This is a genomic window from Amycolatopsis sp. Hca4, assembly GCF_013364075.1.
Taxonomy (GTDB): Bacteria; Actinomycetota; Actinomycetes; order Mycobacteriales; family Pseudonocardiaceae; genus Amycolatopsis.
The window spans coordinates 2,885,798-2,911,359 of the sequence record NZ_CP054925.1 but is presented as its reverse complement, the minus strand read 5'-3'; the positions used below and the strand labels follow the sequence as shown (position 1 = coordinate 2,911,359).

Genomic DNA, 25,562 nt, shown 5'->3' with positions numbered 1-25,562 from the left:
CCGCCGTGTCCGTCGAGGCCGAGCTGACCGCCGTCGTCCGCGAGCCCGAGCGCGTGCGGGCCAAGCTCGCCGAGCGAGCCGAGGCGGAGCACAGCGTCTACGCGGACACCTACTATGACCGACCGGACCACTCGATGGACCGCGACGGCTACGAGCTGCGAGTCCGCACGATCACCACCAGCGAAGGCCGGCGCGTCGTCCTCACTTACAAGGAACCGCCGGTGGACGAAGCGTCGCGGTCCAAACCCGAGCACGAGACCACGGTGGCCGACCCGAACGTGATGGGCAAGATCTTCGACGGCCTCGGCTTGGTCGAGCTGATCTCATTGGAGAAGCACTGCGACAACTACCGGTTCACCGCCGACGGCCGCGACATGCTCGCCACCGTCGTGACGATCCCGGAACTGGACGGCCAGACGTTCATCGAACTGGAGACCATGGCCGAGTCGGACGACCTGAAGGCTGCCCTTGCGTCCGTACGCGCCGTCCTGGACGACCTCGGCGTCAGCGAGAACGACGCGGTTACCGAGTCCTACACCGACATGGTCGCCAATGCTCGCTAGTCAGCTGGCGATGCCGTGGTCGTCGGCCGGCGCTTGGAGCACGAACGCCAGCACGACGCCGACGATCGCCAGCGTGAGCGGGACGAAGACCAACGTCCACAACAGAATCCGCCGGATCGAGTAGGTCACCGCCAGCTGTTCCAACGCTGCCTGGAGCATCGGGTCCTCGTCGCTCAGGACCCGGGTCTGGGCGGCCTCGCTGGCGGACAGCCGGGTCGGCACGCGGCTCGTGTCGGACATCGTGGTGGCTCCTTCGCTTGAGGGCTGCGAGACCAGGTCGCTTGCACAGGCACCGTTGTTACGGGTGCTTCCGTACGCCAGTAGCCGGTGTGCGCTGGCGAACTACCGTCCTCGCGCCGGGTGGCCTGGTGGCGCTCCAGGCGAATGCTGGAGCGCCACCGGTGCCTCACCGTGCGCCCGGGTGGACGACCGCCAGCCGGGCGGGCCGCTCCTGGCGCAGCTCGGCGAGCACCTGGCGGACGTCGTGTTCGCTGGCGTCGAGCTGGCGGGCGAGCAGCTGGCGGCCGGGCGCCCGCTGCCCGGCGGCCTCGGCGGCGGCCAGCGCCTCGGCGACCCGCTGGCGCAACGGTGGCGCCTCCTGGTGGGTGTCTTCGCTGGTCACCGGCTCGCCGCCAGCTTCCTGGTGCGGCTCCTGGTGGACGGGCTCCGGCTCACCAGCCACCACCGGGTCGCTGGCGGCGGCCGGGCGGATGAGCGACACGACCAGCTCGTAGGCCATGGCGAACGCCAGCGGCGGCCACGCGGCCACCACCTTGTTCACCAGGTCGGGCCCGGCGCTGGCGACGTTCGCCACCAGGCTCACCAGGACGCCGACGACCACCGCCAGCCACGCCAGGCCCGGCGCTGCGGTTCCGTCGCGCCTGGCGCGGAGGATCGCCAGGCTGGCGACGACCAGCAGCCCGTCGACGGACAGCGGGACAAGCCACGACAGCCAAGTCTCGCCGTGCTTCGCCGCGAGGTCGCGCATGTGGGTGTAGGAGGCGATCGCGGCGACGAGCGCCACCAGGGCACCGAAGACGATGCCGCTGGTGCGGAAGCCGTCGGTGGTGCCGTCCGCGTTCACGCTGCTCCCCGCTGGTCGCTGTTCCGACGCACGCTGCGCAGCCACGCGCGTTCGGTCACGGTCGTGCCGCCCCAGATCCCGTACTTCTCCCGCGCACCCAGGGCGTACGCCAGGCACTGGGCCCGCAGCTCGCAACCACGGCAGATCCGGAGAGCGGGGGCGGTGTTGCCGCCGTCGCCCGGGTGGAAGATGTCCGCGTCGGTCTCGCTGCACCGGCCGCCGTCCGGCGCGGCGACGCTGCCCAGCCGGTCGGTTTCGGCCAGCCATGCCAGCAGCTGCATCCGGCGCGTCGCTCGCCGAGGGCCACGGCTGACACCTCGTCGTGGCTGATCGCTCATCGAGCCCACCGCCGCAGCTCGCGCGCCCGGTCCAGCTCGGAGCGCGAGCACCCGTCGCGGCCGCCGGCCGCCTGGCGCTCGTTGAGGTAGGGGTAGTAGTCCGGCCAGCCCGTGAGAGCGCTGCCGCAATCGGCGACGATCTCGGCGGCCGGGCCGCGACCGTCGGCGTAGAGGTCGCAGCTGCCGCAGGCGCGGTACTGAAGAACGTGCGTCCACTCGTGCGCGACCGTCGACCACACGTACCGGCAGGGCAGGACAGTGTGATCGTTCGACAGCACGATCCGGCCGAAGCCGTCCGGTGTCGGCTCGGCGTAGGCCGCAGATCCAGCCGGGACGGCGGCGTCCACGGCGGACTGTGGGCGGACAAACAGGCCCACGTGGTGCTCACCGAGCTGCGCCAAGGCGGAGTCGGCAGCGATGGTGGTGTCGCATTGCGCGCCGGTGGCGCCGTCGAGGTCGCGCACCGGCGTCCACTCGGCCACCGGGCGGCTCAGGGCCGGGGTCGCCCGGACGGTGAGCGCGCCGGAGGCCCACAGCGACAGCAGCGCCACGACGACGATGACGGCGGCGAGCCCGAGCAGGGCGGCCAGTACGGCCGCGGCCCGCTTCACCGGATCTCCCACTCGGTGCCGACCTGGGACGGGGTGATCCCGGCGTGCAGGGCCTTGTTGATGCGAGCCGATAGCCGGAGCGCTGCGTCCCGGACGTCGTCGTCGCGAGCGGGCTCTACGCCTTGCCGGAGGTCGAGCAGGTACCGCAGGACGCGGTTGGTGTCGTTGGCCTCGGTGATGTTCATCGCCGCGCCTCCGACCAGTCGGCGAGCGCGACGCCGAGGCGGAAGGCACCCCAGCAGAGGAGTGCCCCGGCGAGGGCGCCGCCGACGGCGGCGAGGATGGGCAGGATGATGACCACGGTGCTGTCCTCCGATTGCTCGGTAGAGGGCAGCTATCCCTGATCAGAGATGGTTTCTATTAGGAAACGCTCTAGTCGGAGATCGTGATCGAGACGCGCGAAACGGGCCGTTAAGCGGCGCGCACGGTCACCGCGGCCGGCCGCACCGGGCTGACCGACGGCACCCAGATGCGCTCGAGCGCCGCGGCCCGGGCCTTGCGGCGCAGGCCGGCGAAGCTGTGCCTGGCCGGCACCAGCAGGGTGCTCAGCCAGGTCCGCCGGTCGTCCGCCAGTGCCTCGGCCACCGGGCGATGGACGACGCAGTGCACCAGCCCCGGCGTGCCGAGCCGGTGCCTTCCGGCGTGCTTGCTGTCCGCCATCGTTCCTCCGCGTGGGCGACGCTGTCGCGCGCACCGTACGCACTGCGGCGGGGCCAGGTGGGTAAGCAATACGGCGTGTCCGGATATCGGTTGAGTCACGCGTCACGTTCCCCTTGCGCATCCGCGGTCCTTCGGGCACGCGTGGGCGGGTCGCGGAGCCTGGCTAGGGTGATCGGCATGTTGCGTGTGGGGTTGACGGGTGGGATCGGGGCCGGGAAGTCGACCGTGGCGAACCGGCTCGCCGAACACGGCGCCGTGCTGGTGGACTCGGACCGGATCGCCCGCGAGGTGGTCGAGCCGGGGACCGAGGGGCTGGCCCGGCTGGTGGCGGAGTTCGGCGAGGACATCCTGGCCGGGGACGGCTCGCTCGACCGGCCCGCGCTCGCCGCGAAGGCGTTCGCCGACGACGAGTCGCGGCACCGGCTGAACGCGATCGTGCACCCGCTGGTCGGCGCCCGCACCGGGGAGCTGATGGCGGCCGCGAAGCCGGACGCGATCATCGTCCACGACATCCCGCTGCTGGTCGAGAACGGTCTCGCGACGGCCTACCACCTGGTCGTGGTGGTCGACGCGCCGGTCGAGGTGCGGGTGCGGCGGCTGGTGTCGGCGCGCGGGATGGCCGAGCCGGACGCGCGGGCGCGGATCCGGGCGCAGGCGAGCACCGAGCAGCGCCGGGCCGTCGCGGACGTCTGGCTGGACAACGGCGGCGCCGAGGACACGGTGCTGGCCGAGGTCGACGCGCTGTGGGCGGACCGGCTGGTCCCGTTCGAAGCGAACGTCCGGCTGCGCCGGCCGCGGCCGCCGATGTCGCCGAAGATCGCCGAGTACGACCTCACCTGGCCGGCCCAGGCCGAGCGGGTGCTGGCCCGGGTCCGCGCCGTGGCGGGGGAGCTGGCCCGCCGCGCCGACCACATCGGGTCCACGGCCGTGCCCGGCCTGCCCGCCAAGGACGTCCTGGACCTGCAGCTCACGGTGGCCACCCTGGCCGACGCGGACGCGCTGGGCGACCTGCTGGCCGACGCCGGTTTCCCGCGGCTGGACGGCGACTGGGGCGACGACGCCCAGGACGGCACCGGGAGCTGGCCCAAGCGCCTGCACGTCGGCGCGGACCCGAAGCGGGCGGTGAACCTGCACGTCCGGTCGCTGGAGACCCCGGCGTGGCGGCTGGCCCTGCTCTTCCGCGACTTCCTGCGCGCGAACCCGGAGGAGCGCGACGACTACCGCGACGTCAAGCTGCGGCTGGCCGAGGCACACGCCGCGGACGGCTCGGTCGCGGCCTACGCCGACGAGAAGCAGGAGTGGGTCAACGGCGCGTTCACCCGCGCGGAAAAGTGGGCGGACACCACCGGCTGGACGCCTTAGGCCCGCATGTCCTCGAGCTGCGGCCAGATCTCGGCCCAGCTCCCGGTGCGGCCGGTCAGTAGCCAGACCGGCATGTGCCGGCTGGCGTTGCGGATCCCGAGCCGGTTGCCGACCTGCCCGACGATCCTCGCGTCGCCGAAGTGCTTCGCGATCTTCGACGGGTCGTAGCCGACGAAGAGCACGTTGCGGGTGTCGTCGGCCGGGCGGCCGAAGTACCAGAAGCCCCGGCTGGCGCTGAAGGCCTCGGGCAGGCCGCGCTCGGGCCCGTACCGGCCGAGCGCACCCGCCTGCCAGTAGCCGCCGGTGACGATCGCCGTGTCCGGCGGCGCCGTCCGGTAGAGCGCGGCGACGTCGGCGGTGAGGTCCGGCCAGCCGATCTCTTCGGCCGCGTAGGCGGGCCTCGGCGCGGCCGGGTGCTCGGCGAGCCAGTGCGCCGGCCAGACCGGGAGCGTGAACGGCAGGCTGAACAGGGCGGAGACGACGAAGACCGGCCAGGTCGGCACCCACCGCCACCAGCGCGCGGGCTCCCGCGTCTCGAGGTGCACCGCGGCGGCCGCCCACAGCACGCCGAACATCCCGGCGGCGTAGTAGTACCGCCCGTTGGCGGCCAGGAAGACCGCGACGACACCCAGCGCCGTCCAGCCGAGGAACCGGTACGGCCGCAGCTGCCTGCTGACCAGCAGCACGGCCAGGCCGTAGAGGACACCGAGCGCGCCGATCACCCAGCCGGCGCCGGCCAGCAGGTTCGGGACGAAGCCCGCGCGGCCGCCCGCGGCGTCGACCTCGGCGCCGACGGCGTCCCCCATGGCCAGCTGCGGCCAGCCGTTCGCGCGCTGCCAGAGCAGCGTCGGCACCAGCGAGCCGGCGGCGATCAGGGCGCCGAGCCACAGCTTCGGGCGGCGCAGCAGCTCGCGCGGGCCGAACACCAGCACCACGAGCCCGGCCACCACCCAGAACGCGGCGATGAGCAGCTTGCCGTTGAGCGCCACCGCCGTCACGACGCCGAGCCAGACCAGCAGCGTGTCGTGGCGGGTGCGGACCCAGCGGACCAGCAGCCACAGCACGAGCGTCCACAGCAGCGGGTCGATCGTCGAGGTCGCGAGGTAGTGGCCGCTGCCGACGAACTGCCCGCAGATCGCGTACGCCGCCGCGGCGCGGACCTGCGCCTCGGGCCGGCCGCCGAGCTCGCGGGCGATCAGCGCGGTGACCACGACGCCGGCCGCGGTCGCGGCGATCGCGGGCAGCCGGAAGACGACCAGTGAGCCGGGGGCGAGCGCGTCCATCGCGCGGGCGAGCGCGGGCACCAGCGGCGGCTGGTCGGCGTAGCCCCAGGCCAGGTGCTTGCCGGCGGCGAGGAAGTACAGCTCGTCGCCGAAGTAGCCGTAGCGGCCGGCGGTGAGCAGCAGCGCGGTGGCCGTGCCCGCCGCGAGCAGCAGGACCGGGAGCCGGGCGAGCCCGGCTTCGGCCTGGTCGGGGCCGTGGCCACGGCGTCCATCGTGCTCCTGTCCCTCGTCGGCGCCGGTCCTCCCGCACCCTACGTGCGGGTCCGGCGCCGCCGGGCTAGGGGTGACGCCGCCAGGTCAGCGCGATGTCGAGGGTGGCCAGCCAGGCGACGAGGTCGTAGCCGTGCGCGGCCAGCCCTTCCACGGCGGCGTAGGTCGTCTTCAGTGCGTTTTCGGCGTCTTCGGCGGTGACCAGGCCCGCTTCGAGGGCCTCCAGGAGCTCGTCGGTGTCGATCACCCGGAGCGAGAGCTTGTCCTTGAGCACGATGTCGACGTAGAGGTCGGTGGCGACCCAGCGCGGGCCGTCGCGGTGGACGCGGACGACGTCGAGGTAGAAGTCCTGGTCGCGTTCGTGACCGGGGGAGAACCAGAAGTCGGTGAAGCGGAGCCCGAGTCCGGGCACCAGCCACGACTCGAGGTAGTGGAACTGGGCGCGGCCCGGGGTCGGGCGGGCGAGGTAGAGGCCGAACGGCTCCTCGCGGAACTCCTCGACGTCACGCAGGACGCCCTTCGGGTCGATGTTCGCGCGTGCGGCGGGGTCGAAGACCTCGACCTTCGGGGGGTGCAGAGCGGCCATGCCGGTCATCCTGCCGGGCCGGTCACGAAACGCGTACTTCGACCGCGGGTGTCACGCGTTCGGGCTAAGGTGCGCCGAGCGTCGCGGGAACGAGGGGAACTGGGGATGTTCGGGATCATCAGGCCGTGCCGCCACCGGCTGGCCGAAGGGCTGCACGCGGACTGGCTCGCCCACCTGTGCGGCCTGTGCCTCACGCTGCGTGACGAGCACGGTCAGTTGGCCCGGGTGGTGACCAACTACGACGGGCTGATCATCTCGGTGCTGGTCGAGGCGCAGACGCCGCGCGCGGACGGCCGGCGTTCGGCGGGTCCGTGCCCGCTTCGCGGGATGCGCACCGCCTCGGTGGCCCGCGGCGAAGGAGCCCACCTGGCGGCGGCGGTGTCCCTGGTCCTGGCGGCGGCCAAGGTCGGCGACCACGTCGAGGACGGCGACGGAGCGTTCGGAAGGCGCCCGGTGGCGGCGGCCGCCCGCCGCGTCGCGGCCCGCTGGACGGCGCAGGGCCGCTCGACGGGCGGCCGCGTCGGCTTCGACACGAAGGTGTTGACGGAGGCGGTCGAGGGCCAGGGCGCGCTGGAGTCGTCGGTGCGCCTCGGCGATTCGCCCCTGCGGGCGACGGAACCGGCGGAGAGGGCCACGGCGGCGGCGTTCGCGCGCACGGCGGAACTGGCGGGAAAGCCGGCCAACGCGGCGCCGCTGGCCGAGGCGGGCCGGTTGTTCGGCCGCGTGGCGCACCTGCTGGACGCGGTCGAGGACTACGCGGCCGACGCGTCGGCCGGGGTGTGGAACCCGTTGCTGGCCACGGGAACGGGGCCGGAGGAAGCGCGTAGGTTGTGCGACGACGCGGTGCTGGGGGTGGAACTGGCGCTGCGCGAGGCGGAGTTCGCCCGGCCGGAGCTGGTGCACGCGCTGCTGGTGCACGAGCTGCGCCAAGCGGTGAGAAGGGCTTTCGGCCACGGCTTGTCCCACGGCCAGTGCGAAGGCCATGGCCACAATCATGGCGGGGGCCCTGATTCGGCTTCGGGCTCGTCTGCCGGTCCGGGCCTGGGCCCGGCGTCCGCCGAGAGTGCACCGCTGGAGTGCGGCTCGTGGCCGGGCGGCCCGGTCGGTCAGCAGCCGCCGCCCGGGTGGATCGGGCCGGGGCCCACTCCGCAGCAGCATCCCCACCAGCCGCCGCCGGGCTGGACCGGGCGTGGGCCGTCGCCTCGGCAGCACCCGCACCAGGTGCCGCCCGGCTGGGGTGCCCCGCCGCCGGGGCCGGTCCCGCCGCCGGGCGCTCCCGGCGGCGGTGGCCCGGGCGGTCCGAACGGCCCCGGCGGCCGCGGTCCGGGCGGTCCCGGTGGACCTGGCGGACCTGGTGGACCTGGTGGACCTGGCGACCCGGGCGGTCCCGGCGGCCCCAAGGACCCCGACGACCCCGGCAAGGGCAAATCCGGCGCCTACGATGGCAAGGGCGGCGGCCTCTGGTACCCGAAGTTCGCCGTCCCGCCGAAGAAGCGCAACTTCTTCATCGGCTGCGCCCTCACGCCGTACATGTGCTGCACCTGCCAGTTCTGCTGCCGCGATCCCTACCCTGGCCCGTGGAGCGGAAAACCGGTGAGCACCTGCGACGGGTGCGACTGCGATTGTTGCTCCGGCTGTGACGGGTGTTGCGACTGTTGCAGCTGTTGCGACTGCAACTGCTGAAGGGGGAGGACATGATCGACCCGATGGCCGACCTGCACGACCGCGGCCGCGAGAACTTCGCCGGGCTCGTCGAAGGCGGGAAAGCCCGTCTCGACGCGCTCTTCGCGACCGTCCCGGCGCTGGGTGAGCTGGCCGTCGGCACCGTCTACGGGCACCTGCACGAACGCCCCGCGCTGGACCCCCGCACCCGCGAAGCGGCGACACTGGCCGCGATCGTGGCCGCCGGCATGGTGGGCCCGCCGCTGAGCGTCCACCTCCGCACCGGCCTGGCCTCGGGCCTGTCGCCCGCCGAAATCTGCGAGGTCGTCGTCCAGACGGCGGCCTTCGCGGGCTTCCCGCGCGCGGTCTCCGCCGCCGACCAGCTGAACCGGCTCTTCGAAGGGCACGGCCTGCCGATCCCGCCCCCGCCGTCGCCGCGCGAAGCCGTCCTCGCGCTCCTGGCGGCGCCCGAAGGCGAGGTCGCCGAGGTGCTGGCGGCGTTCCCGCGCACCGAGGTCCAGGCGACCGGCCCCGACCGGGTGCTGGTCTCGTGCTTCGGCGACGACCAGGTCCCCGGCGCCGTCCTGCACTGCGCCGTCGACGGCGGGAATGTCACGTCGGTCACGGTCTTCCGGGCCCGCTGACCAGGCCCGACGGAAATTGTCGGTGGGTCGGCCTACTCTGGTCCACGTGGCTTTCGCAACCGAACACCCCGTACTCGCCCAGTCCGACTTCCGGCCCGTCTCGGAGATCCCGCGGACCGGCGGCCGGTTCGAGGTGGTCAGTGACTACCAGCCCGCCGGTGACCAGCCGGCGGCCATCGACGAGCTCGAACGCCGGGTCAAGGCGGGCGAAAAAGACATCGTGCTGCTGGGCGCCACCGGTACCGGCAAGTCGGCGACGACGGCGTGGCTGATCGAGCGCGTCCAGCGGCCGACGCTGGTGATGGCGCCCAACAAGACCCTCGCCGCCCAGCTGGCGAACGAGCTGCGCGAGCTCTTCCCGCACAACGCGGTCGAGTACTTCGTCAGCTACTACGACTACTACCAGCCCGAGGCGTACATCGCGCAGACGGACACCTACATCGAGAAGGACTCGTCGATCAACGACGACGTCGAGCGGCTGCGGCACTCGGCGACGATGAACCTGCTGTCGCGGCGAGATGTCATCGTGGTCGCGAGTGTGTCCTGCATCTACGGCCTCGGCACACCGCAGTCCTACCTCGACCGGTCGTCGAAGCTCGCGGTCGGCATGCAGCTGGACCGGGACGTCTTCCTGCGCGCGCTGGTCGACGTCCAGTACACGCGCAACGACATCGCCTTCGCCCGCGGCACGTTCCGCGCCCGTGGCGACACGGTCGAGATCATCCCGGCGTACGAGGAGCTCGCGATCCGCGTCGAGTTCTTCGGCGACGAGGTCGAGAAGCTGTACTACCTCCACCCGCTGACCGGCGACATCGTCAAGGAGGTCGACGAGGTCCGGATCTTCCCGGCAACGCACTACGTCGCCGGCCCGGAGCGGATGGAAAAGGCGATCCAGGGCATCGAGAAGGAGCTCGAGGAGCGCCTCGCCGAGCTGGAACGGCAGGGCAAGCTCCTGGAGGCGCAACGGCTGCGGATGCGCACGGCCTACGACATCGAGATGATGCGCCAGGTCGGCTTCTGCTCCGGCATCGAGAACTACTCGCGCCACATCGACGGCCGCGGTCCTGGCACGGCGCCGGCGACGCTGATCGACTACTTCCCGGAAGACTTCCTGCTGGTGATCGACGAGTCGCACCAGACGGTCCCGCAGATCGGCGGCATGTACGAAGGCGACATGTCCCGCAAGCGCAACCTGGTGGAGTACGGCTTCCGGCTGCCGAGCGCGGTGGACAACCGGCCGCTGACCTGGGAGGAGTTCTCCGACCGGATCGGCCAGACGGTGTACCTGTCGGCAACACCGGGCCCGTACGAGATGGGCCAGGCCGGCGGCGAGTTCGTCGAGCAGGTCATCCGCCCGACGGGCCTGGTCGACCCGAAGGTGGTCGTGAAGCCGACCGAGGGCCAGATCGACGACCTGGTGCACGAGATCCGGGAGCGGGCGGAGAAGGACGAGCGCGTCCTGGTCACCACGCTGACGAAGAAGATGGCCGAGGACCTGACGGACTACCTGCTGGAGCTGGGCATCCGCGTGCGCTACCTGCACTCGGAGGTCGACACGCTGCGCCGGGTGGAGCTGCTGCGCCAGCTGCGCGCGGGCGACTTCGACGTGCTGGTCGGCATCAACCTCCTCCGGGAGGGCCTCGACCTGCCGGAGGTCTCCTTGGTGGCGATCCTCGACGCGGACAAGGAGGGCTTCCTCCGCAGCGGAACATCGCTGATCCAGACGATCGGCCGCGCGGCCCGCAACGTGTCGGGCGAGGTCCACATGTACGCGGACAAGATCACCGAGTCGATGCAGCACGCCATCGACGAGACGGACCGCCGCCGCGAAAAGCAGGTGGCGTACAACAAGGAACGCGGCGTCGACCCCCAGCCGCTGCGGAAGAAGATCGCGGACATCCTGGACCGGGTGTACAGCGAGGCCGAGGACACCGAGCAGGTCTCGGTGGGCGGCTCCGGCCGAAACTCGTCGCGAGGCAAGAAGCCCGAGCAGGGCGACCGCGTGCGAAGCTCGGGAATGCTGGTCGACAAGAACGTGTCGGCAATGCCGCGAGCCCAGCTGGCGGACCTGATCCAGCAGATGACAGACCAGATGATGCAGGCGGCGCGCGACCTCCAGTTCGAGCTGGCGGCAAGGTTGCGCGACGAGATCTCGGACCTGAAGAAGGAGCTGCGAGGCATGGACGCGGCGGGGATCAAGTAGGCCTCGGCGGCTCGGGCCAAGCTCGCCGGGGCCGGGGCCGGGGCCGGGGCCGGGGCCGGGGCCGGGGCGGGAGGGCCGCCGGGGCAGGAGGGCCGCTGGGCCGGGACCGGAGGGCCGCCCGGGCAGCAGGGCCGCTGGGCCGGGCGGGCGGGCGGGCGGGCGGGCGAACCGAGGCTGACCGGGCGGCCCGCGATCGGCCCGGGCCGGGGCAGAGAACGCCCCACCCGGGCTGAAGGGCTGCTGGGCCGGTCGGGCAGGCTGGTCGAGTCTGCCCCCGGGCGAAGCCGGGGGCAGAAGAGCCGACCGGCCGAGACAGGGCTACCGAGGCCGCGGCAGAAGACCCGCCGGGCCAGGGAACACGAGAAGCCGCCGGAGCCGGGCGAGCAGGCCCGCAGCCGGCTTGGGCGCCGAGAACCGCCGGCCAGATCCCGCCCTGCAACCCGATCCGAAGCTCCAACACGGCCGGTGGTGCCGGGTCAAGGCACGCTTTCCCGCCTTGACGCGGTACCACCGGCCGTAGTCACAATTGGAGATCGGGTCGGAGGGCCTTCCCAAGGCCGGCTAACTCCGGCCACGGAAGCAAACAAACCGGCGGCCGAGCGGACTGGTGGCCGAGCGGACCGCCAGCCGAGCAGCCCGCCGAAACCCGCTCACACCACCAAACCCAGCTCACTCCGGAGCAGGAGCCCCCTCATCCGGCTGCAAAATCCCGAAAACATTCCCCTCAGTATCCCGGCAATAAGCCAGCCACCCCACCCCGGGAACCGGATTCTTCGGCAACGCCAAAGTCCCCCCAGCCCGGTTCACATCCCCCAGCGAAGCGTCAAGATCCGCCACCTCGACAGTGTTCACAAACCCGTGAATCGGAGCAGAAGCCTCCGGAGCAGGCCCTTGCCGAGGCAACAGCCCGCCGTCGATCCCGGCGCCTTCCCCCGTACTGATCATCCAATAGGGCACATCACCCCACCGCTCGAACTTCCAACCGAACACCGCCGTGTAGAACGCCACCGCTCGTTCGGGGTCGCCGGCGTGGATCTCGAAGTGGACGGGACGAGGCATGCGCGCCTCCTCAGGCCGGGCCGTCAGGGTGTCGTGAGAGTACGCCCGGCCTGAGGAAAGTTACAGGTGTGTCCGCGGCGTCAGGTCCGCGTCGAAGTCCGGGAAGCCCGCCGGCGCGGAGCGCGGAGCCAGCGAAGTGGCGGGCGGCAAGCCCGCCCAGCGGCGGACCGTCGCCGTCGCCGCTGCCGCCTCGGCCGGGGCCAGCTGGGCGATCTTCGACCCGTGGTTGCCGCCCTGGACGTAGTAGCGGTACGAATCGCGGCTGCCCGGGCCCAGCTCGAACGGCTCCGCTCCCCACGGGTCGTTGGACCCGTACACGAACAGCAGCCGGGTGCCGCGGGACTTCACCCAGAAGTCGATGTCCGGCATCGCCGGGTAGTCGAAGCGCGGCAAGCGGATCGACGACGGCACGAACGTCTTCGGCTGGTCGGCGCCCGGGTAGCGCAGCAGGTCGCGGAGGTAGCCGTCGTACGCCTCGGGCGAGCCCAGCTGGACCGCCGCCTGGTAGTAGTACGGGACGTACGGGGCCAGGTCCTGGTCGGAGTACGTGTTGAGGCTCTCCACCTTCTCGTACCAGGCGTAGACCTCCGCCGCGGGCGCGCCCGCCTTCGGCACCGTCGCGCAGTCCGCCTGGGTCTGGTACTGCCAGAACGCGAAGTACGAGTCGATCACCGAAATCTCGAGGGACTTGTCGGCCGAACCCACGATCGAGAACGTCAAGCCCCGTTCCGCCGCGTCCGCCGCCGCGATCGCCCCCAGCTCGTCACGCCGCTTCAGCGCGTCCCGCTGGATCGCCTTCAACGCGTCGCGGCAAGCCGGGTCGTTGCCCACGCGGGACAGGAAGCGGTTGTAGACGTCGACCGGGTCGATGACGTCGTTCGGCGCGACGTACGGGATCGTCGCGTCGACGTCGTCGGGGAAGAAGCGCCGGTAGTACGTCGCCGTCATGCCGCCCTTGCTGCCGCCCGTGGCCAGCCACTTGCCCGGGTAGATCGCCTTGAACGCCTGGACCGCGCGGTGCTCGTCCGCCGCCGCCTGCCAGATCGTCAGCTGCTTCGCCCAGTTCTCCGGCTCCGGCCGCGACGGCGTGAAGTAGCGGTACTCCATCGACAGCTGGTTGCCGTTGACGATCTGGGTCGGCTCCGAGCGGTTCGGCGAGCCGCTGACGTTGTAGCCGCTGGTGAAGGCGACTGTCGGGGCGGCGAAATCGCGGTGCAGCAACGTGAACCGCTGCTGGAACGTGCCCGCGCCCGGGTGCCGGTGGTCGGCGGGCTGGGTGTAGGTCAGCTTGAAGAACCGGTACCCGGCCGGCGCCGGGTCCTCGGAAACGACCGTGAGCCCGGGGATCCGCTGCAGTTCCGCCCGGATGTCGGGTGCCGCCGCGGCCGCCGGGGCCAGGCCGGCCAGCGCGAGCAGGACCGCCCCCACCGTGAAAAGTCTGCGCATCGAGCACCCTCCCGGCCCACGGAACCGCACCGAACTCTCGGTGGGACCCTCACAGAACCGGCGGTGGTCGGCAATCGGCTGTCCGGGCGCAGCTGCGGTCAGGATCCGACTTTCGGCGGGTGGCGCCGCGTCTCCCGGCGTGCGCAGCCACGGGCATCGTGTGAGTTGTCCGCGTGATTGCGGCCACGTTACGGTCCGAAGCCGTAGGTACCGTCATCGAGCGAGGGGTCCGCCATGAAGGTTTCCGACTGCCCGACGACCCAGGTCGAGGTACGCATCGCCGCGCGGCCTGCCGAGGTCTGGTCCTGGCTGCTGGACGTCGACCTGCCGGCCCGGTTCTCCACCGAGTTCCAGGGCGGCCGCTGGGTCGAGGGGGCCGAGCCCGGCCTCGGCGCGCGGTTCCGCGGCCGCAACTCCCACCCGATCGCCGGCGAGTGGGAGACGGTCTCCACCGTCACCGGCTACGAGCCCGGGCGGCTGTTCGCCTGGGCCGTGATGGACGTGACGAACCCGGCCGCGTCGTGGCGCTTCGAGCTCGTCCCGGACGGCGACGGCACGATCCTGCGCCAGTGGGCCCAGATCGGCCCCGGCCCGTCCAACCTCACCACGATCATCGGCTCGATGCCCGAGCACGAAGACGAAATCGTCGCCATGCGGCTCGGCGAGCTGCAGGCCAACATGCAGAAGACCGTCGAGGGCATCAAGGCACTCGCCGAAACCGGCGTGCCCGCCTAGCGGAGCAGACGGTCCACAAAGGACTTGACCGCGGCGAGCGCCTCGGGTGACTGCCACAGCCGCGTCACGTGCGGGTCGTCCGAGTGGCGGTACTCGGCGATCCGCTCGTGGAACGGCTGCCGGATCTGGGCCTTGGTGTGGGCGAACGGCTCGGCGGGCAGGTCGCCGAGCCGGGCCGCGACGGCGACGGCCCGGTCGAGCACCTCCTCCGGCGGGGCCGTCTCGTCGGCCAGTCCGCGGGCCAGCGCCTCGTCCCCGCCCCAGGTTTCACCCGTGTAGGTGAGCAAGGGCAGCCGGGGCGTGCCGTAGGCGCAGCGGAGGATCTCCAGCGCGGCCAGCGGGAACGGCAGCCCGACGAGCAGCTCGGTGACCCCGATCCGGCCGGCACCCAGCACCCGGTGGTCACAGGCCGCCGCCAGCACCGCGCCGCCGGCGATGGCGTGCCCGTTCAGCGCGGCGACCACCGGACGCGGGCAGCCGAACACGGCCAGCAGCGCGTCGGACAGCAGCGGCAGGAACTCGGCCACGTACGGCGCGCCGCCCTCGTCGAGCCGCTTGAGGTCGACGCCCGCGCAGAAGATCCCGCCGGTCCCGGTCAGCACGACGGCGCGTGCTTGTCCGGCGTCCTCGATCCGCCGCACCAGCTCCCGGCACGAGCCGGTGTCGAGCGTGTTCCCCCGCCCGTGGTCGATCCGGAGCACGGCGACGTCGCGGTGGCTGTCCAGGGTGATCGGCACGGCCCGACCGTACCGCGGGGGAGGCGGGCCGGTCAGGCCCTGACGCTCAACCGGACGACGCCGAATCGCTCAGCTCGTGATGTCCTTTCGCGCGAACCGCCGCCCGGCGTAGAGGAAGAACACCGTCCCGTAGATCGCCGCCGACAGCATGCCGCTCGCCAGGTTGGTCCAGTCGACGTCGGTCGAGATCAGGTCCATCCAGGAGAACGCGTAGTGCGTCGGCAGGTAGTTGCGCAGGCCCTCCAGCGCGGTGATCTGGTCCAGGATCTGCGACAGGATCGCCACCAGCACCGCGCCGCCGACCGCGCCCAGCGGGGCGTCGGTCGTCACGCTCAGCGCCAGCGCCAGCCCGGCCACCCAGGCCAGCTGCAGGATGATGTACACAGTGGACAGCGCGATGGCCAGCAGGCTGTCGCCGAACGACACCGCGTCGCCGGTCGGGCTGATCGCGTCGCCCGCGCCGTACCAGACCACCCCGACGCCGAGCGACACCAGCGGCAGCAGCACCAGCGCGAACGCCGAGAGCAGCCCGGACACGATCGCCTTCTGCCGCAGCACCCGCTGCCGCGGCACCGGCACGGCCAGCAGGTACTTCAAGCTCGACCACGACGCTTCGCTGGCGATCGTGTCGCCGAAGAACAGCGCCACGATCATCGGCAGCAGGAACGTCCCCGACACGAACAGCGCCAGCACGACGAAGTTCGGTGCGGACGCCGTGGCCAGGTCGACGAACCCGCCGCTGCGCCGGTTCGGGCTCGACTGCCCGAGCTGGAACGCCAGCGCCAGGATGAACGGCAGGATCGCGACGAACCCGAGCAGGAACTGCGTGCGCCGCCGCTTGAGCTGGCGCCGCAGCTCCACGCCCAGCCGCAGCGTCCGCCGCGCCGAGTAGCCCTCGACGGCGCCGTCCGGCCCGACACCCGCGTGCTCCTGCGACGCGATGTCGCTCAGCTCGTCCAGCGCGTGCGGGTCGGTGTGCACACCTTCACTCACGACTCTTCTCCGACCAGTTGCAGGAACGCGTCTTCCAGCCGGCGCCGAGGCCCGGCCTGCTCCACCGCGACGCCGGCGCGCACCAGCGCGGCCACGCCCTCGGCCCGCGGCAGCTCGCCGAGGTTCGCGTGCACGAGCTCGCCCTCGACGTCGACGTCGGTGACCCCGCTGAGCGCCTTCAACGCCGCCGCGGCCGCCGCCGGGTCGTCGACCCGGAACGTCGCCTCGCCGCCCGCCGCGGCCAGCTCGCCGACCTCGCCCGAGGCGACCAGCGAACCGCGGTGCATCACCACGACGTGCGTGCAGGTCTGCTCGACCTCGGCCAGCAGGTGGCTGGACACCACCACGGTGCGGCCGGTCGCGGCGTACCGCTTCAGCACCTCGCGCATCTGGTGGATCTGGGGCGGGTCGAGCCCGTTGGTCGGTTCGTCGAGCACCATCAGCTCCGGCAGGCCGAGCATCGCCTGCGCGATCGCCAGCCGCTGCCGCATGCCCTGGCTGTAGGTCCGCACCCGGCGCTCGACCGCGCTGCCGAGCCCGGCGATCTCCAGCGCCTCCGCGAAGTGCGCCTTCTCCGCCGGCCGCCCGGTCGACGCCCAGTACAGCTCGAGGTTGGCCCGGCCGGACAGGTGCGGCAGGAAGCCCGAGCCCTCGACGAACGACCCGATGCGGGAGAGCACCGGCGCCCCCGGGGCGATCTTGTGCCCGAACACGCGGATGCTGCCCGCGGTCGGCGTGATCAGGCCCATCAGCATCCGCAGCGTGGTCGTCTTGCCGGCGCCGTTCGGCCCGAGCAGGCCGAGCACCTGGCCCGGCTCGACCCGGAAGGACAGGTCCTTCACCGCGACGAACCCGCCCGCGTACTGCTTGCGCAGCCCCTCGATGACCAGCGGGGTGCCGGCCAGCCCGGGGTCGACGTCGGTGGCGCGACGGCGGCGCAGCGCGGCGAACAGCACCGCGGCCAAGCCGATCGCCAGCGTCACGCCGATGCCCACCAGCTGCCCGATCGGGGCCGGGGAGCCGACCGACTTCCCGGGCACGACCGGCACGGCCAGCGCGGTGCCGCCGCCGGCGAGCCCGATCCGGAACACCGCAGGCGCGGCCGGTGCGGCGTAGCCCTGGTCGGTGGTGCCGACGACCAGCCGCAGCGCGTGCCCGCCCTCGATCGGCCGGACGATGCCCGGCAGCGTCACCGTGACGTCGACCGGGGTGCCGTCGGCGGGCAGCCCGCTCACCCGGAAGGGCGCGATGGCGTTGGCCGGCAGCACCCGCGAGCCGTCCTGGCCGACGTCGTAGAGCTTGGCGAACAGCACCGCGTCGGGCTGCGGGTGCGCCGGGTCCGCGGCAACCTGCAGCCGCACGGTCGAGGAGCCGCTGATGACGAGCTGGCCGTCGACGGGCGCGGTGGTGAACTGCGCGGCCTGGCCGGGCGGGTCGTTGCTGAACAGCGCGCCCAGCCGCGCCGAACTGCTCGCGACGCCGTTGAGGCCGGGGATGCCGCTCACCGCCGCCGGGTTCGCCCCGGCCGGGCGCACCACCGGCTGCGCGGGCCCGGTCAGCGCCAGCAGCCGCCGCTCGGTCGCCGGCCCGGTCAGCCCGGGGTAGGCGGCGGCGTTGACCGTGCGGACCGACGGCGTGCCGTTGGCCCGCAACGTGCCCTGCACGTCGTAGCTGAAGCCGGTGCCCGGGTCGCCGCCGGTCACCGCGGTCCACAGGAAGTCGGCGATCTTGGCGCGCAGCTGCGGGCCGGGCTTGCCGCCGTCGTGGCCGCCGGTGTACCAGACCGTCTTGACCTTGCCGCCCGCGGCGGTGATCTGCCGGGCGTTCGCGTCGGACTGGTCGAGGCCGAACAGCGTGTCGCTCTCGCCCTGCACCAGCAGCGTCGGCACGGTGATCCGGTTCGTGACGGACGCGGGGGAGACGCGGCGCAGCAGGTCGACGCTCGCCTGGCTCGCCTGCCCGGTGGTGCCGAGCTCGGTGTAGGCGCGGCAGACCGCGGCGGTGAACCGGCCGCAGGGGTCGGCGGGGCCGCCACGCGGGCCGCCCGCGCCCTGCGGCGCCGCAGGAAGCGCGGCCGCGGCGGTCCCGGCGGCGCCGGTGGACCCGGTGTCGGTCGCCTGCCCGGCCTCCGGCGCTTCAGCGGAGGGCGAGCCGCTCGCCGCGGCGCCGGAACCGGCCGAGAAGAAGATGCCGGCCCAGCTCTTCTTGAAGACGCCGTCGGTGGCGAAGGCGCCGGCGGACGGCGTGCCGGGAGCGGTGGTCGCCGGCGTCGCCGCGTTCGGCACCAGGCCCTGGGCGAGGTCGTTGTAGGTGATCACCGGGGCGATCGCGTCGACGCGCTTGTCCGTGCCGGCCAGCAGCAGCGACAGCGCACCGCCGTAGGAGGCGCCGGTGACGGCGATCTCCGGGTCGCCCTTCGCGTCGAGGGTGACCTGGTGCTGCGCGACGAGCCGGTCGATCAGGCGGCTCGCGTCGGCGACCTCGCCGTCCGGGTCGTTGAGCCCGATCTTGCCGGTGCTCTTGCCGAAGCCGCGCGCGGACCACGTCATCACGACGAAGCCCTTCCGCGCGAGCTCGCGGGCGTCGTCGGCGACGCTGTTCTTGTCGCCGCCGAAGCCGTGCGCGAGCAGCACCGCGGGTGCGGGCACGGTCGTGGGCAGGTAGGTGGTCGTGTCGATCTTGACCTGCTCGGCCGAGCCGGGCGCGGCGGGCAGGTCGAGCAGGGCGTCCTGGGTGGGCACGGCGGGCGGGGCCGTGTCGCGCGTCGCCCAGAGGACGGTCGCGGCGGCGAGCACCGCCACGACGGCGCCGAGCGCGGTGAGCCGGGCTCGACGGGTGCGCGGGAGCGGGAGTCGGGGCACGACGTGACCGTATGTGAACTTTCCTGAGAGTGTTCTCCGCGGCTCACCGCGATCACACTTTCCGGACCACCTGGTGGACCGAAGTGACCGGAATTACACGACCAACCCGGTGACGTGCGCGATCCCGGCTGGCGTTCGCCGGGAGGAACCGGCAAACTGGACGCGCTGTGAGGGGAGTATTCCTTCGCGGCGGTGTCGTCAGCACGGTGGCCCTGCGCCCCCGGCACCGTCGGCCGGTGGTTGCCACCGGCGGAAGAGACCTCCGGTTAGTTGCTGCTGCGCACTATCCGGAGGTTTCGGTTCCATGACTGTCCCCCTGTGGCTGTGGATCGCCACGATCGGTGGCCTGCTCGCGCTGATCGCGCTGGACCTGGTCATCGTCGATCGCAAGCCGCACGAAGTGACCACGGGGGAAGCGGCTCGCTGGGTCATCTTCTACGTCTCGTGCGCGATCGTGTTCGGCATCGGTGTGTGGGTCTTCGCCGGGCACGACCCGGGCGTCGAGTTCTTCACCGGGTACATCACCGAGTACTCGCTGAGCGTCGACAACCTGTTCATCTTCATGATCATCATGAGCTCGTTCAAGGTGCCCGCCATCCACCAGCACCGGGTGCTGCTGGTCGGCATACTGCTCGCGCTGGCCATGCGGAGCGTCTTCATCGCCATCGGCGCCGCGCTCATCGAGCAGTTCGTCTGGGTGTTCTTCCTCTTCGGCGCAGTGCTGATCTGGACGGCGATCAGCATGCTGCGCGGCAAGGGCGAAGAAGAGGAGTACCACGAGAACGCCGTCACCCGGCAGGTGCGCAAGATCGCCCCGGTGACCGACGACTACCACGGCCACCACTACACGGTGAAGATCAACGGCAAGCGGATGATCACGCCGATGCTGCTGGTGATCGTGGCCATCGGCTCGGCCGACCTGCTCTTCGCGGTCGACTCGATCCCGGCGATCTTCGGGATCACGCAGGAGGCGTTCCTCGTCTTCACCGCCAACGCGTTCGCGCTGATGGGCCTGCGCCAGCTGTACTTCCTGCTCGGCGGCCTGGTGACCAAGCTCGTCTACCTCAGCTACGGCCTCGCGGTGATCCTCGCCTTCATCGGCGCGAAGCTGTTCCTGCACGCGCTGCACGAGTACCACGTCGTCCCGGACTGGCTGGACATCAACAACTGGATCTCCCTCGGCGTGATCGTCGTCGTGCTCACCATCACCACGGTGGCCAGCCTGGCGAAGGCCCGCCGGGACGAGCGCAGGCAGGTCGTTGCTTAGCGTCAGGCAAAATCGTTCGCCTCGCTAAGGATTTCGGGTACCGTCGGCGAGGTGCGTCCTGCCGACATCGAAGCCCTCGTCGTCCCCGGCCGTCCTGCCCTGCGCGGGAACCTGCTGCTCACGGCGGTCAAGAGACCGGATCTGAAAGCGAACGCGACCCACAGCGCGCTCCGGCGGGTTTCGCTCGGCGGCGGCGAGACCGCGTGGACCCACGGTCCGCGCGACTCCGCCCCGGCGATCTCCCCGGACGGGCGCTGGGTGGCGTTCCTCCGCGCCGGGGACGGCCAGGGCGCGGACGGCAGCCCGCAGCTGCACGTGATGCCCACCGGCGGCGGCGACGCCCGCCGGCTGACGTCGCTGCACCTCGGCGCCGGGGAACCGGTGTGGGCGCCGGACTCGCGGCGGATCGCCTTCACCGCCCGCGTGCCCGAGCCCGGCCGCTACGGCACGCCGGACGCCGGCGGCGAGACGCCGGAGCCGGCCGCCGAGGCCCCGCGCCACATCACGCGGATGGATTACCGGCTCGACGACGTCGGGTTCGTGCGCGACCGCATGCAGCGGCTGTTCATCGTCGACACGGCCGACACCCAGGAGCCGGGGGAGCCCGAGCCGCTGACCGGGGCCGGGTTCGACGCGGCCCACCCGGTCTGGACGCCGGACGGCACGCGCGTGGTCTTCACCGCCCCGCCGGACTGGGGCGCGGCCGAAAGCGACGTCCGCGACATCTGCGCGATCCCGGCCGAGGGCGGCGCGCCCGAGGTCGTCGTGCGCTGCGAGGGCTACTCGGAGCGGCCGGTGTTCGGCCCGGACGGCACGTTGTTCTACTTCGGACAGTCTTTCGAGGAGCACCACGAGGCCGCGCCCACCGGGCTCTACGCGGCCACGCCCGAGTTCGGCGCCGGCCCGGTGAAGGCCCGCCGGCTCACCGACGCGGAAACCGTGGACTGCGAGTCCGCGGCGGGGCCGCCGGCTCCGCGCGAGAACGACGTCGTCGTCGCGGTCCGCAACCGCGGCGCGGTGGAACTGCGCGCCGTCGCCATCGACACGGCCGACGCCCCGCTGGCCGACCTGGCCGTGGTCCACGCGGACCGGTCCGCGGTCCGGTCGTTCACGCTGGACGGCGCGGTGCTGGTGGCGGTGATCGCGACGCCGTCGACCGCGGGCGAGGTCGTGCTGCTCGGCGACGGCGAGCCCCAGGTGCTGACCGGCTACTCGCAGCCGTTGCGGGACAGGGGCATCCGGCCGATGATCGAGCTGGAGACCACCGCCCCGGACGGCTACCCGGTGCACGGCTGGCTGGTCCTGCCCGAGGGTGAGGGCCCGCACCCGGTGCTGCGCGTGGTGCACGGCGGCCCGTTCACCCAGCAGGAGTGGGCGGTGTTCGACGAGGCCCAGGTCTACGCATCGGCGGGCTACGCGGTGGTGGTCGGCAACCCGCGCGGGTCGGCGGGGTACGGGCAGGCGCACGGCCACGCGATCACGCACGCCCTGGGCACGGTCGACGTCGACGACGTCCTGGCCCTGCTGGACAAGGCGCTGGAGCGGCCGGACCTGGACGCGTCCCGCGTCGGCATCATGGGCGGTTCGTACGGCGGGTTCATGACGAGCTGGCTGGCCGCCCACCACGGCGCCCGCTTCAAGGCGGCGTGGAGCGAGCGCGCGGTCAACGCGTGGGACTCGATGCTCGGCAGCTCCGACATCGGCTACTTCTTCGTCGACGCCTACATCGGCTCCTCGCCGGAGGAGCAGCGCAAGCGGTCACCGCTGACGTACGCGGCGCAGGTGGAGATCCCGTTCGCGGTGGTGCATTCGGAGCAGGACTGGCGCTGCCCGCTGGAGCAGGCGGAGCGGATGTTCGTCGCCCTGCGCCGAGCGGGCGCGCCGGCGGAGATGCTGCTGTTCCCGGGTGAAGGGCACGAGCTGAGCCGTACCGGGCGGCCGCGGCACCGGGTGCAGCGGTTCGAAGCGGTCCTGGAGTGGTGGTCGCGGCACCTGTGACGCGCGGGCTGGTCTGCTTCGACGTCGACGGCACCCTCGTGCCGGGCACCAGCTCGTGCGCGTGGGTGGCCGCGGTCCTGGGTCACGAGGCCGAGCTCGTCGCCGCCGAGGCGGCGTACGCGGCCGGGCGGATGACCAACCAGGAAGCGTCGGTGATCGACGCCCGCGGCTGGGCCGGGCACTCCGAGGCGGAGATCCCGGCCCGGCTGGCGACGCTGCCGCTGGTCGACGGGATCGCCGAGACGGTGGCGTGGTGCCACGAGCACGACCTGCGCCCGATCCTGACCACGCTCGCGTGGACGCCGGTGGGCCGGATGCTCGCCGCGCGGTTCGGCTTCGCCGCGTACTGCGGCCCGGTGCCCGAAGCCGTCGGCGGCCGCTACACCGGCCGCGTCGCCGAGCACCTGGACGAGTACGGCAAGCGGGACTTCGCGCTCGCCCAGGGTTTCGCGCCGGAGCGGTGTGCCGCGGTCGGGGACAGCCGGTCGGATCTGCCGCTCTTCGCCGCCGTCGGCATGAGCATCGGCTTCAACGCGGCCCCGGACGCCCGTGCCGTCGCGACCCACCTCGTCGACGGCGACGACCTGCGGGCGATCGTCCCGCTGCTCGCGGCTCAGTTCAGCAGCGTGTAGTTCAGCTCTTCGCAGACCCGGCCCAGCGGGACGTCCAGGCCCGGGTGGTCCAGCGGCAGCAGCACGTCGGGCGCGATCGGGAGTGCGGCGCCCGCCGGCGGGTCCCACAGGCAGATCGCGGGGTCGCCGGAGTCCATCGACGAGCGGTACCAGAGGCCGTCGAGGTCGCTGAACGCGCCGCGGATCGCGCGGGCCCACGCCTGGGTCAGCTTCTTCGGGCCGCTGGAGATCTCCTGTGAGGCGCCGACGCGCGTCGGCCAGAGGCCGGTCAGGTCGAGCAGGCGCAGGGTGCGCGTCGGGCGGACGACGACCAGCCGGGGACCGCGGGTGCGGCGGTCGACCGTCGAGCTGGTCTGGAAGACCTCGGCGACCGAGGTGCGCACGGTGAGGCCGAAGTAGAGGACGCCGTTGGCGGGATCGGTGACCGGGGCGCCGCCGCGGCCGGGTGTCTGCTGGTCGAAGCGGCCGTGCGGGAGCGGGCCGGTGTAGCGGAACGAGTTCCACTGCTGGGGGTGGTTGCCGTGCGCGGTGAAGATCCGTACGAGCCTGGTCGCGGGCTGGACCGTCACCACGTCGTCGGCGCGGTTCAGCTGCCGGACCAGGACGGATCGGGCGGGCGGCAGCGGGAGCCGGGCCATGGGTAGGGGGTGGTCCGTCCTTGTCGGTGATCTTGCTCGGGAGGGTCCAGCCTAGAGCGGAGTGCCGAGCGTGGCGATGAGGCGGGCCACGTGGTCCGGGTCACCACCGGAGAGCAGCCATTGCCGCGGGGTCGCGGGCTGGTCGTTGATGACGAGATCGTCCTGCGGAGTGCTCATGAAGGCGGCGACGACCAGCGCGGGCTGGTCCTCGGGGAGGGCCTTGAGCACGACTTCGAGGCCGGGCAGCACGCCCGAGCCGGCGAACTGCCACGCGGGGAGCCGCCACCCGCCGTCCTTCCAGCCGGTCAGCCGCCCTTCCTTCAGGCGGTGCCGGATCCGGCTGTCGTCGACGCCGAGCGCCTTCGCGGCTTCGTTGACGCTGAGAGCACCTTCGGCGAGCACGGCGTGGGCGGCGACGGTGCGCGCCCGGAAGTCGGGTTCGTCTTCCCGCCGTGGCGAGAGGTCCAGGCCGACGTCGGTGAGCGCGGCGCGCTGGTCGGCCGAGAAGTAGTGCGAGGGATCCGGATTCGGTGGGGACAGTCTGCGCGCGGCGTCTTCGACGAGTGTGAGGAACTCGTTCGCATCGACCTTCAGGCCCGCCTTGGCGAGGATGTTCTCCAGCGCTACAGACATGTGGCCCAGGTTAACCCGAAACAGCGCGGATGTGCGGGTTCGTGCGCTTTCTTGCCCTGTCTGTGGGTGAATTCACCAGAGATCGACACTCAGGGCACATCATCCAACACATTGAGTAGTCAACTTCCGGTCAGTTTCCCTGGATCGGAGGCGGTTGTCCAGTCCCGGTCCGGCTTGACACTGCCGGGTGGGGAACCTAGGTTCCGGATGAGAAAACGATTTCCGCTCCGTGCCTACGAGACCCGGCGCTCCGGCGCCGGTGATGGGGGACACAGGGGGTGGGGCGTGCCTGGGGCCCGGCACGAGCCGGCCCCCAGGCACGTCGCTCCGGCTACCGGCGGGAGCTCTTCCGCACGATCAACCGGGCTTCGAGGGTCGTCGTCGTGGTGTCGCGGCTGCTGTCCGAGATGCGGGCCAGCAGGAGCTGCGCGGCCACCCGGCCGACTTCGTACGCCGGTTGGGCGACCACCGTCAGGGGCGGGTCGATCAGAGTGGTCCACGGTGCGTCGTCGAACGAAACGATGCCCACGTCCCGGCCCGGGCGCAGGCCGCGGGCCGACAGGGCTTCGAGCACCCCGATCGCCATCGTGCTGTTCGCGACCAGCAGCGCGTCCGGCGGCGACGGCTCGTCCAGCAGTTCCAGTGCGGCCAGCCGCGCGCCTTCCGAGCGGTACTCGGCCCGGCGGAACATGACGTTGCCTTCGCCGACGACGTCCGCGTAGCCTGCCAGGCGGTCTTCGGCGGTGCGGACGCCCGGGGGACCGGTCAGGCAGCCGACCCGCCGGTAGCCGCCGGCGAGCAGGTGCCGCGTGGCCTCGGCGGCCGCGTGCCGGGTGTCGACCAGGACCTGATCGCCCTCGGCGGCCTGCAGCGGCCGGTCGACGGCCACCAGTGGCGTGCCCTGGCGCCGCAGGCCCTCGACGTTCGTGGACCGGCCGGTGGGCGAGAGCACCACGCCCGCGACGCGCTCTTGGAGCGCGACCTCGATGTAGCGGCGCTCCTTGTCTTCGTTTTCATCCGAGTTGCACAGCACCACCGAGTAGCCCGACCGCTGCGCGAGGTCCTCGACGCCCCGCGCGATGGCGGTGAAGAAGGGGTTCTCGACGTCGGAGATGATCAGCGCGAGCACCGCTGTCTCCTGCCGGCGCAGGTTCCGGGCCAGCCCGTTCGGGTGGTACCCCAGCTCGGCGGCCGCTTCCTGCACCCGCGCGGCCAGTGCGGGGTCCACAGTGGACTTCCCGTTGAGGGCGCGCGACACGGTCGCCGTGGAGACGCCGGCTCGCGCCGCGACGTCGCTGATGGTGGCCACGCGTCCTCCCTGATCACTCGTCGAGGGGAGAATAGCGCTCTTGGTGGT

General features: G+C 72.3%; 25 protein-coding genes. 9 read left to right on the top strand and 16 right to left on the bottom strand.

Annotated elements, in window-relative coordinates:
- The first annotated feature begins 5 nt into the window (after positions 1–5).
- Complete coding sequence (gene cyaB / locus HUT10_RS12610; RefSeq protein ID WP_176171369.1) at positions 6–563, top strand: class IV adenylate cyclase; 558 nt, start codon at positions 6–8, stop codon at positions 561–563.
- On the opposite strand, the gene HUT10_RS12605 is transcribed toward cyaB, so the two are convergent.
- The 6 genes from HUT10_RS12605 to HUT10_RS12580 all read right to left on the bottom strand — a co-directional run bounded on the left by HUT10_RS12605 (position 564) and on the right by HUT10_RS12580 (position 3,256).
- Positions 564–803 (bottom strand): hypothetical protein, encoded by a 240-nt coding sequence (locus tag HUT10_RS12605; protein ID WP_176171368.1) that lies wholly within the window; start codon positions 801–803, stop codon positions 564–566.
- Between the two features lie 166 nt (positions 804–969).
- Complete coding sequence (locus tag HUT10_RS12600; RefSeq protein ID WP_176171367.1) at positions 970–1,647, bottom strand: DUF2637 domain-containing protein; 678 nt, start codon at positions 1,645–1,647, stop codon at positions 970–972.
- On the bottom strand, positions 1,644–1,928 hold the full coding sequence (locus HUT10_RS12595) for a WhiB family transcriptional regulator (protein ID WP_176171366.1): 285 nt from the start codon (positions 1,926–1,928) through the stop codon (positions 1,644–1,646). The genes HUT10_RS12600 and HUT10_RS12595 overlap by 4 nt, the downstream gene beginning before the upstream one ends.
- 53 nt (positions 1,929–1,981) lie before the next feature.
- Positions 1,982–2,596, bottom strand: coding sequence for a hypothetical protein (locus tag HUT10_RS12590; protein WP_176171365.1), 615 nt, complete (start codon positions 2,594–2,596; stop codon positions 1,982–1,984).
- A complete protein-coding gene (locus tag HUT10_RS12585; RefSeq protein ID WP_176171364.1) occupies positions 2,593–2,781 on the bottom strand; it encodes a hypothetical protein in 189 nt (62 codons plus the stop codon). The genes HUT10_RS12590 and HUT10_RS12585 overlap by 4 nt, the downstream gene beginning before the upstream one ends.
- A gap of 226 nt (positions 2,782–3,007) precedes the next feature.
- Entirely contained in the window at positions 3,008–3,256 is a 249-nt protein-coding gene (locus tag HUT10_RS12580) for a hypothetical protein (RefSeq protein WP_176171363.1), read from the bottom strand.
- 177 nt (positions 3,257–3,433) lie between these two features.
- On the opposite strand from HUT10_RS12580, the gene coaE reads away from it, so the two are divergent.
- Positions 3,434–4,618 carry a dephospho-CoA kinase gene (coaE, locus tag HUT10_RS12575; protein WP_176171362.1) on the top strand — a complete coding sequence of 395 codons (1,185 nt, stop codon included), beginning with the start codon at positions 3,434–3,436 and terminating at the stop codon, positions 4,616–4,618.
- On the opposite strand, the gene HUT10_RS12570 is transcribed toward coaE, so the two are convergent.
- Both HUT10_RS12570 and HUT10_RS12565 read right to left on the bottom strand, forming a co-directional pair.
- Positions 4,615–5,901 carry a glycosyltransferase family 39 protein gene (locus HUT10_RS12570; RefSeq protein WP_254897456.1) on the bottom strand — a complete coding sequence of 429 codons (1,287 nt, stop codon included), beginning with the start codon at positions 5,899–5,901 and terminating at the stop codon, positions 4,615–4,617. The genes coaE and HUT10_RS12570 overlap by 4 nt on opposite strands.
- A 277-nt stretch (positions 5,902–6,178) precedes the next feature.
- Positions 6,179–6,697: a DUF402 domain-containing protein gene (locus HUT10_RS12565; protein ID WP_176171361.1), complete on the bottom strand. Its 519-nt coding sequence runs from the start codon at positions 6,695–6,697 to the stop codon at positions 6,179–6,181.
- 105 nt (positions 6,698–6,802) lie between these two features.
- Between HUT10_RS12565 and HUT10_RS12560 the strand changes: the two genes are divergently transcribed.
- Genes HUT10_RS12560 through uvrB form a run of 3 tightly spaced genes read left to right on the top strand, consistent with a single transcriptional unit; the run spans position 6,803 to position 11,206 of the window.
- Positions 6,803–8,380 (top strand): DUF5685 family protein, encoded by a 1,578-nt coding sequence (locus HUT10_RS12560; RefSeq protein ID WP_176171360.1) that lies wholly within the window; start codon positions 6,803–6,805, stop codon positions 8,378–8,380.
- Between the two features lie 11 nt (positions 8,381–8,391).
- Positions 8,392–9,003: a carboxymuconolactone decarboxylase family protein gene (locus tag HUT10_RS12555; RefSeq protein ID WP_176171359.1), complete on the top strand. Its 612-nt coding sequence runs from the start codon at positions 8,392–8,394 to the stop codon at positions 9,001–9,003.
- 46 nt (positions 9,004–9,049) lie between these two features.
- Positions 9,050–11,206 carry an excinuclease ABC subunit UvrB gene (uvrB, locus tag HUT10_RS12550; RefSeq protein WP_254896845.1) on the top strand — a complete coding sequence of 719 codons (2,157 nt, stop codon included), beginning with the start codon at positions 9,050–9,052 and terminating at the stop codon, positions 11,204–11,206.
- A gap of 669 nt (positions 11,207–11,875) precedes the next feature.
- Here uvrB and HUT10_RS12545 read toward each other — a convergent pair.
- Both HUT10_RS12545 and HUT10_RS12540 read right to left on the bottom strand, forming a co-directional pair.
- The gene (locus HUT10_RS12545) at positions 11,876–12,265 is read right to left on the bottom strand and encodes a VOC family protein (protein ID WP_176171358.1); all 390 of its coding nucleotides are present in this window, start codon (positions 12,263–12,265) and stop codon (positions 11,876–11,878) included.
- A 60-nt stretch (positions 12,266–12,325) separates the two neighbouring features.
- Positions 12,326–13,711: a S28 family serine protease gene (locus HUT10_RS12540; RefSeq protein ID WP_176171357.1), complete on the bottom strand. Its 1,386-nt coding sequence runs from the start codon at positions 13,709–13,711 to the stop codon at positions 12,326–12,328.
- A gap of 234 nt (positions 13,712–13,945) precedes the next feature.
- Between HUT10_RS12540 and HUT10_RS12535 the strand changes: the two genes are divergently transcribed.
- The gene (locus HUT10_RS12535; RefSeq protein WP_176171356.1) at positions 13,946–14,446 is read left to right on the top strand and encodes an SRPBCC family protein; all 501 of its coding nucleotides are present in this window, start codon (positions 13,946–13,948) and stop codon (positions 14,444–14,446) included.
- Here the strand turns inward: HUT10_RS12535 and HUT10_RS12530 are convergent.
- From HUT10_RS12530 to HUT10_RS12520, 3 genes are all read right to left on the bottom strand, one after another.
- Positions 14,443–15,183: an enoyl-CoA hydratase/isomerase family protein gene (locus tag HUT10_RS12530; RefSeq protein ID WP_176171355.1), complete on the bottom strand. Its 741-nt coding sequence runs from the start codon at positions 15,181–15,183 to the stop codon at positions 14,443–14,445. The genes HUT10_RS12535 and HUT10_RS12530 overlap by 4 nt on opposite strands.
- A gap of 69 nt (positions 15,184–15,252) precedes the next feature.
- Positions 15,253–16,176, bottom strand: a complete 924-nt coding sequence (locus HUT10_RS12525) for an ABC transporter permease (protein ID WP_176171354.1) — start codon at positions 16,174–16,176, stop codon at positions 15,253–15,255.
- A complete protein-coding gene (locus HUT10_RS12520) occupies positions 16,173–19,037 on the bottom strand; it encodes an alpha/beta fold hydrolase (RefSeq protein ID WP_176171353.1) in 2,865 nt (954 codons plus the stop codon). The genes HUT10_RS12525 and HUT10_RS12520 overlap by 4 nt, the downstream gene beginning before the upstream one ends.
- A 304-nt stretch (positions 19,038–19,341) precedes the next feature.
- Between HUT10_RS12520 and HUT10_RS12515 the strand changes: the two genes are divergently transcribed.
- From HUT10_RS12515 to HUT10_RS12505, 3 genes are read left to right on the top strand one after another with little or no spacing between them, the layout of a single operon-like run.
- Positions 19,342–20,304, top strand: coding sequence for a TerC family protein (locus HUT10_RS12515; RefSeq protein ID WP_176171352.1), 963 nt, complete (start codon positions 19,342–19,344; stop codon positions 20,302–20,304).
- 51 nt (positions 20,305–20,355) lie between these two features.
- Complete coding sequence (locus HUT10_RS12510; RefSeq protein WP_176171351.1) at positions 20,356–22,302, top strand: S9 family peptidase; 1,947 nt, start codon at positions 20,356–20,358, stop codon at positions 22,300–22,302.
- Positions 22,284–22,934, top strand: a complete 651-nt coding sequence (locus HUT10_RS12505) for an HAD family phosphatase (RefSeq protein WP_217709594.1) — start codon at positions 22,284–22,286, stop codon at positions 22,932–22,934. The genes HUT10_RS12510 and HUT10_RS12505 overlap by 19 nt, the downstream gene beginning before the upstream one ends.
- Here the strand turns inward: HUT10_RS12505 and HUT10_RS12500 are convergent.
- The 3 genes from HUT10_RS12500 to HUT10_RS12490 all read right to left on the bottom strand — a co-directional run bounded on the left by HUT10_RS12500 (position 22,916) and on the right by HUT10_RS12490 (position 25,514).
- Positions 22,916–23,572: an RES family NAD+ phosphorylase gene (locus tag HUT10_RS12500; RefSeq protein WP_176171350.1), complete on the bottom strand. Its 657-nt coding sequence runs from the start codon at positions 23,570–23,572 to the stop codon at positions 22,916–22,918. The genes HUT10_RS12505 and HUT10_RS12500 overlap by 19 nt on opposite strands.
- 51 nt (positions 23,573–23,623) lie before the next feature.
- Positions 23,624–24,205, bottom strand: coding sequence for a DNA-binding protein (locus HUT10_RS12495; RefSeq protein ID WP_176171349.1), 582 nt, complete (start codon positions 24,203–24,205; stop codon positions 23,624–23,626).
- Between the two features lie 331 nt (positions 24,206–24,536).
- Entirely contained in the window at positions 24,537–25,514 is a 978-nt protein-coding gene (locus HUT10_RS12490) for a LacI family DNA-binding transcriptional regulator (RefSeq protein ID WP_176171348.1), read from the bottom strand.
- Positions 25,515–25,562: the final 48 nt, after the last annotated feature.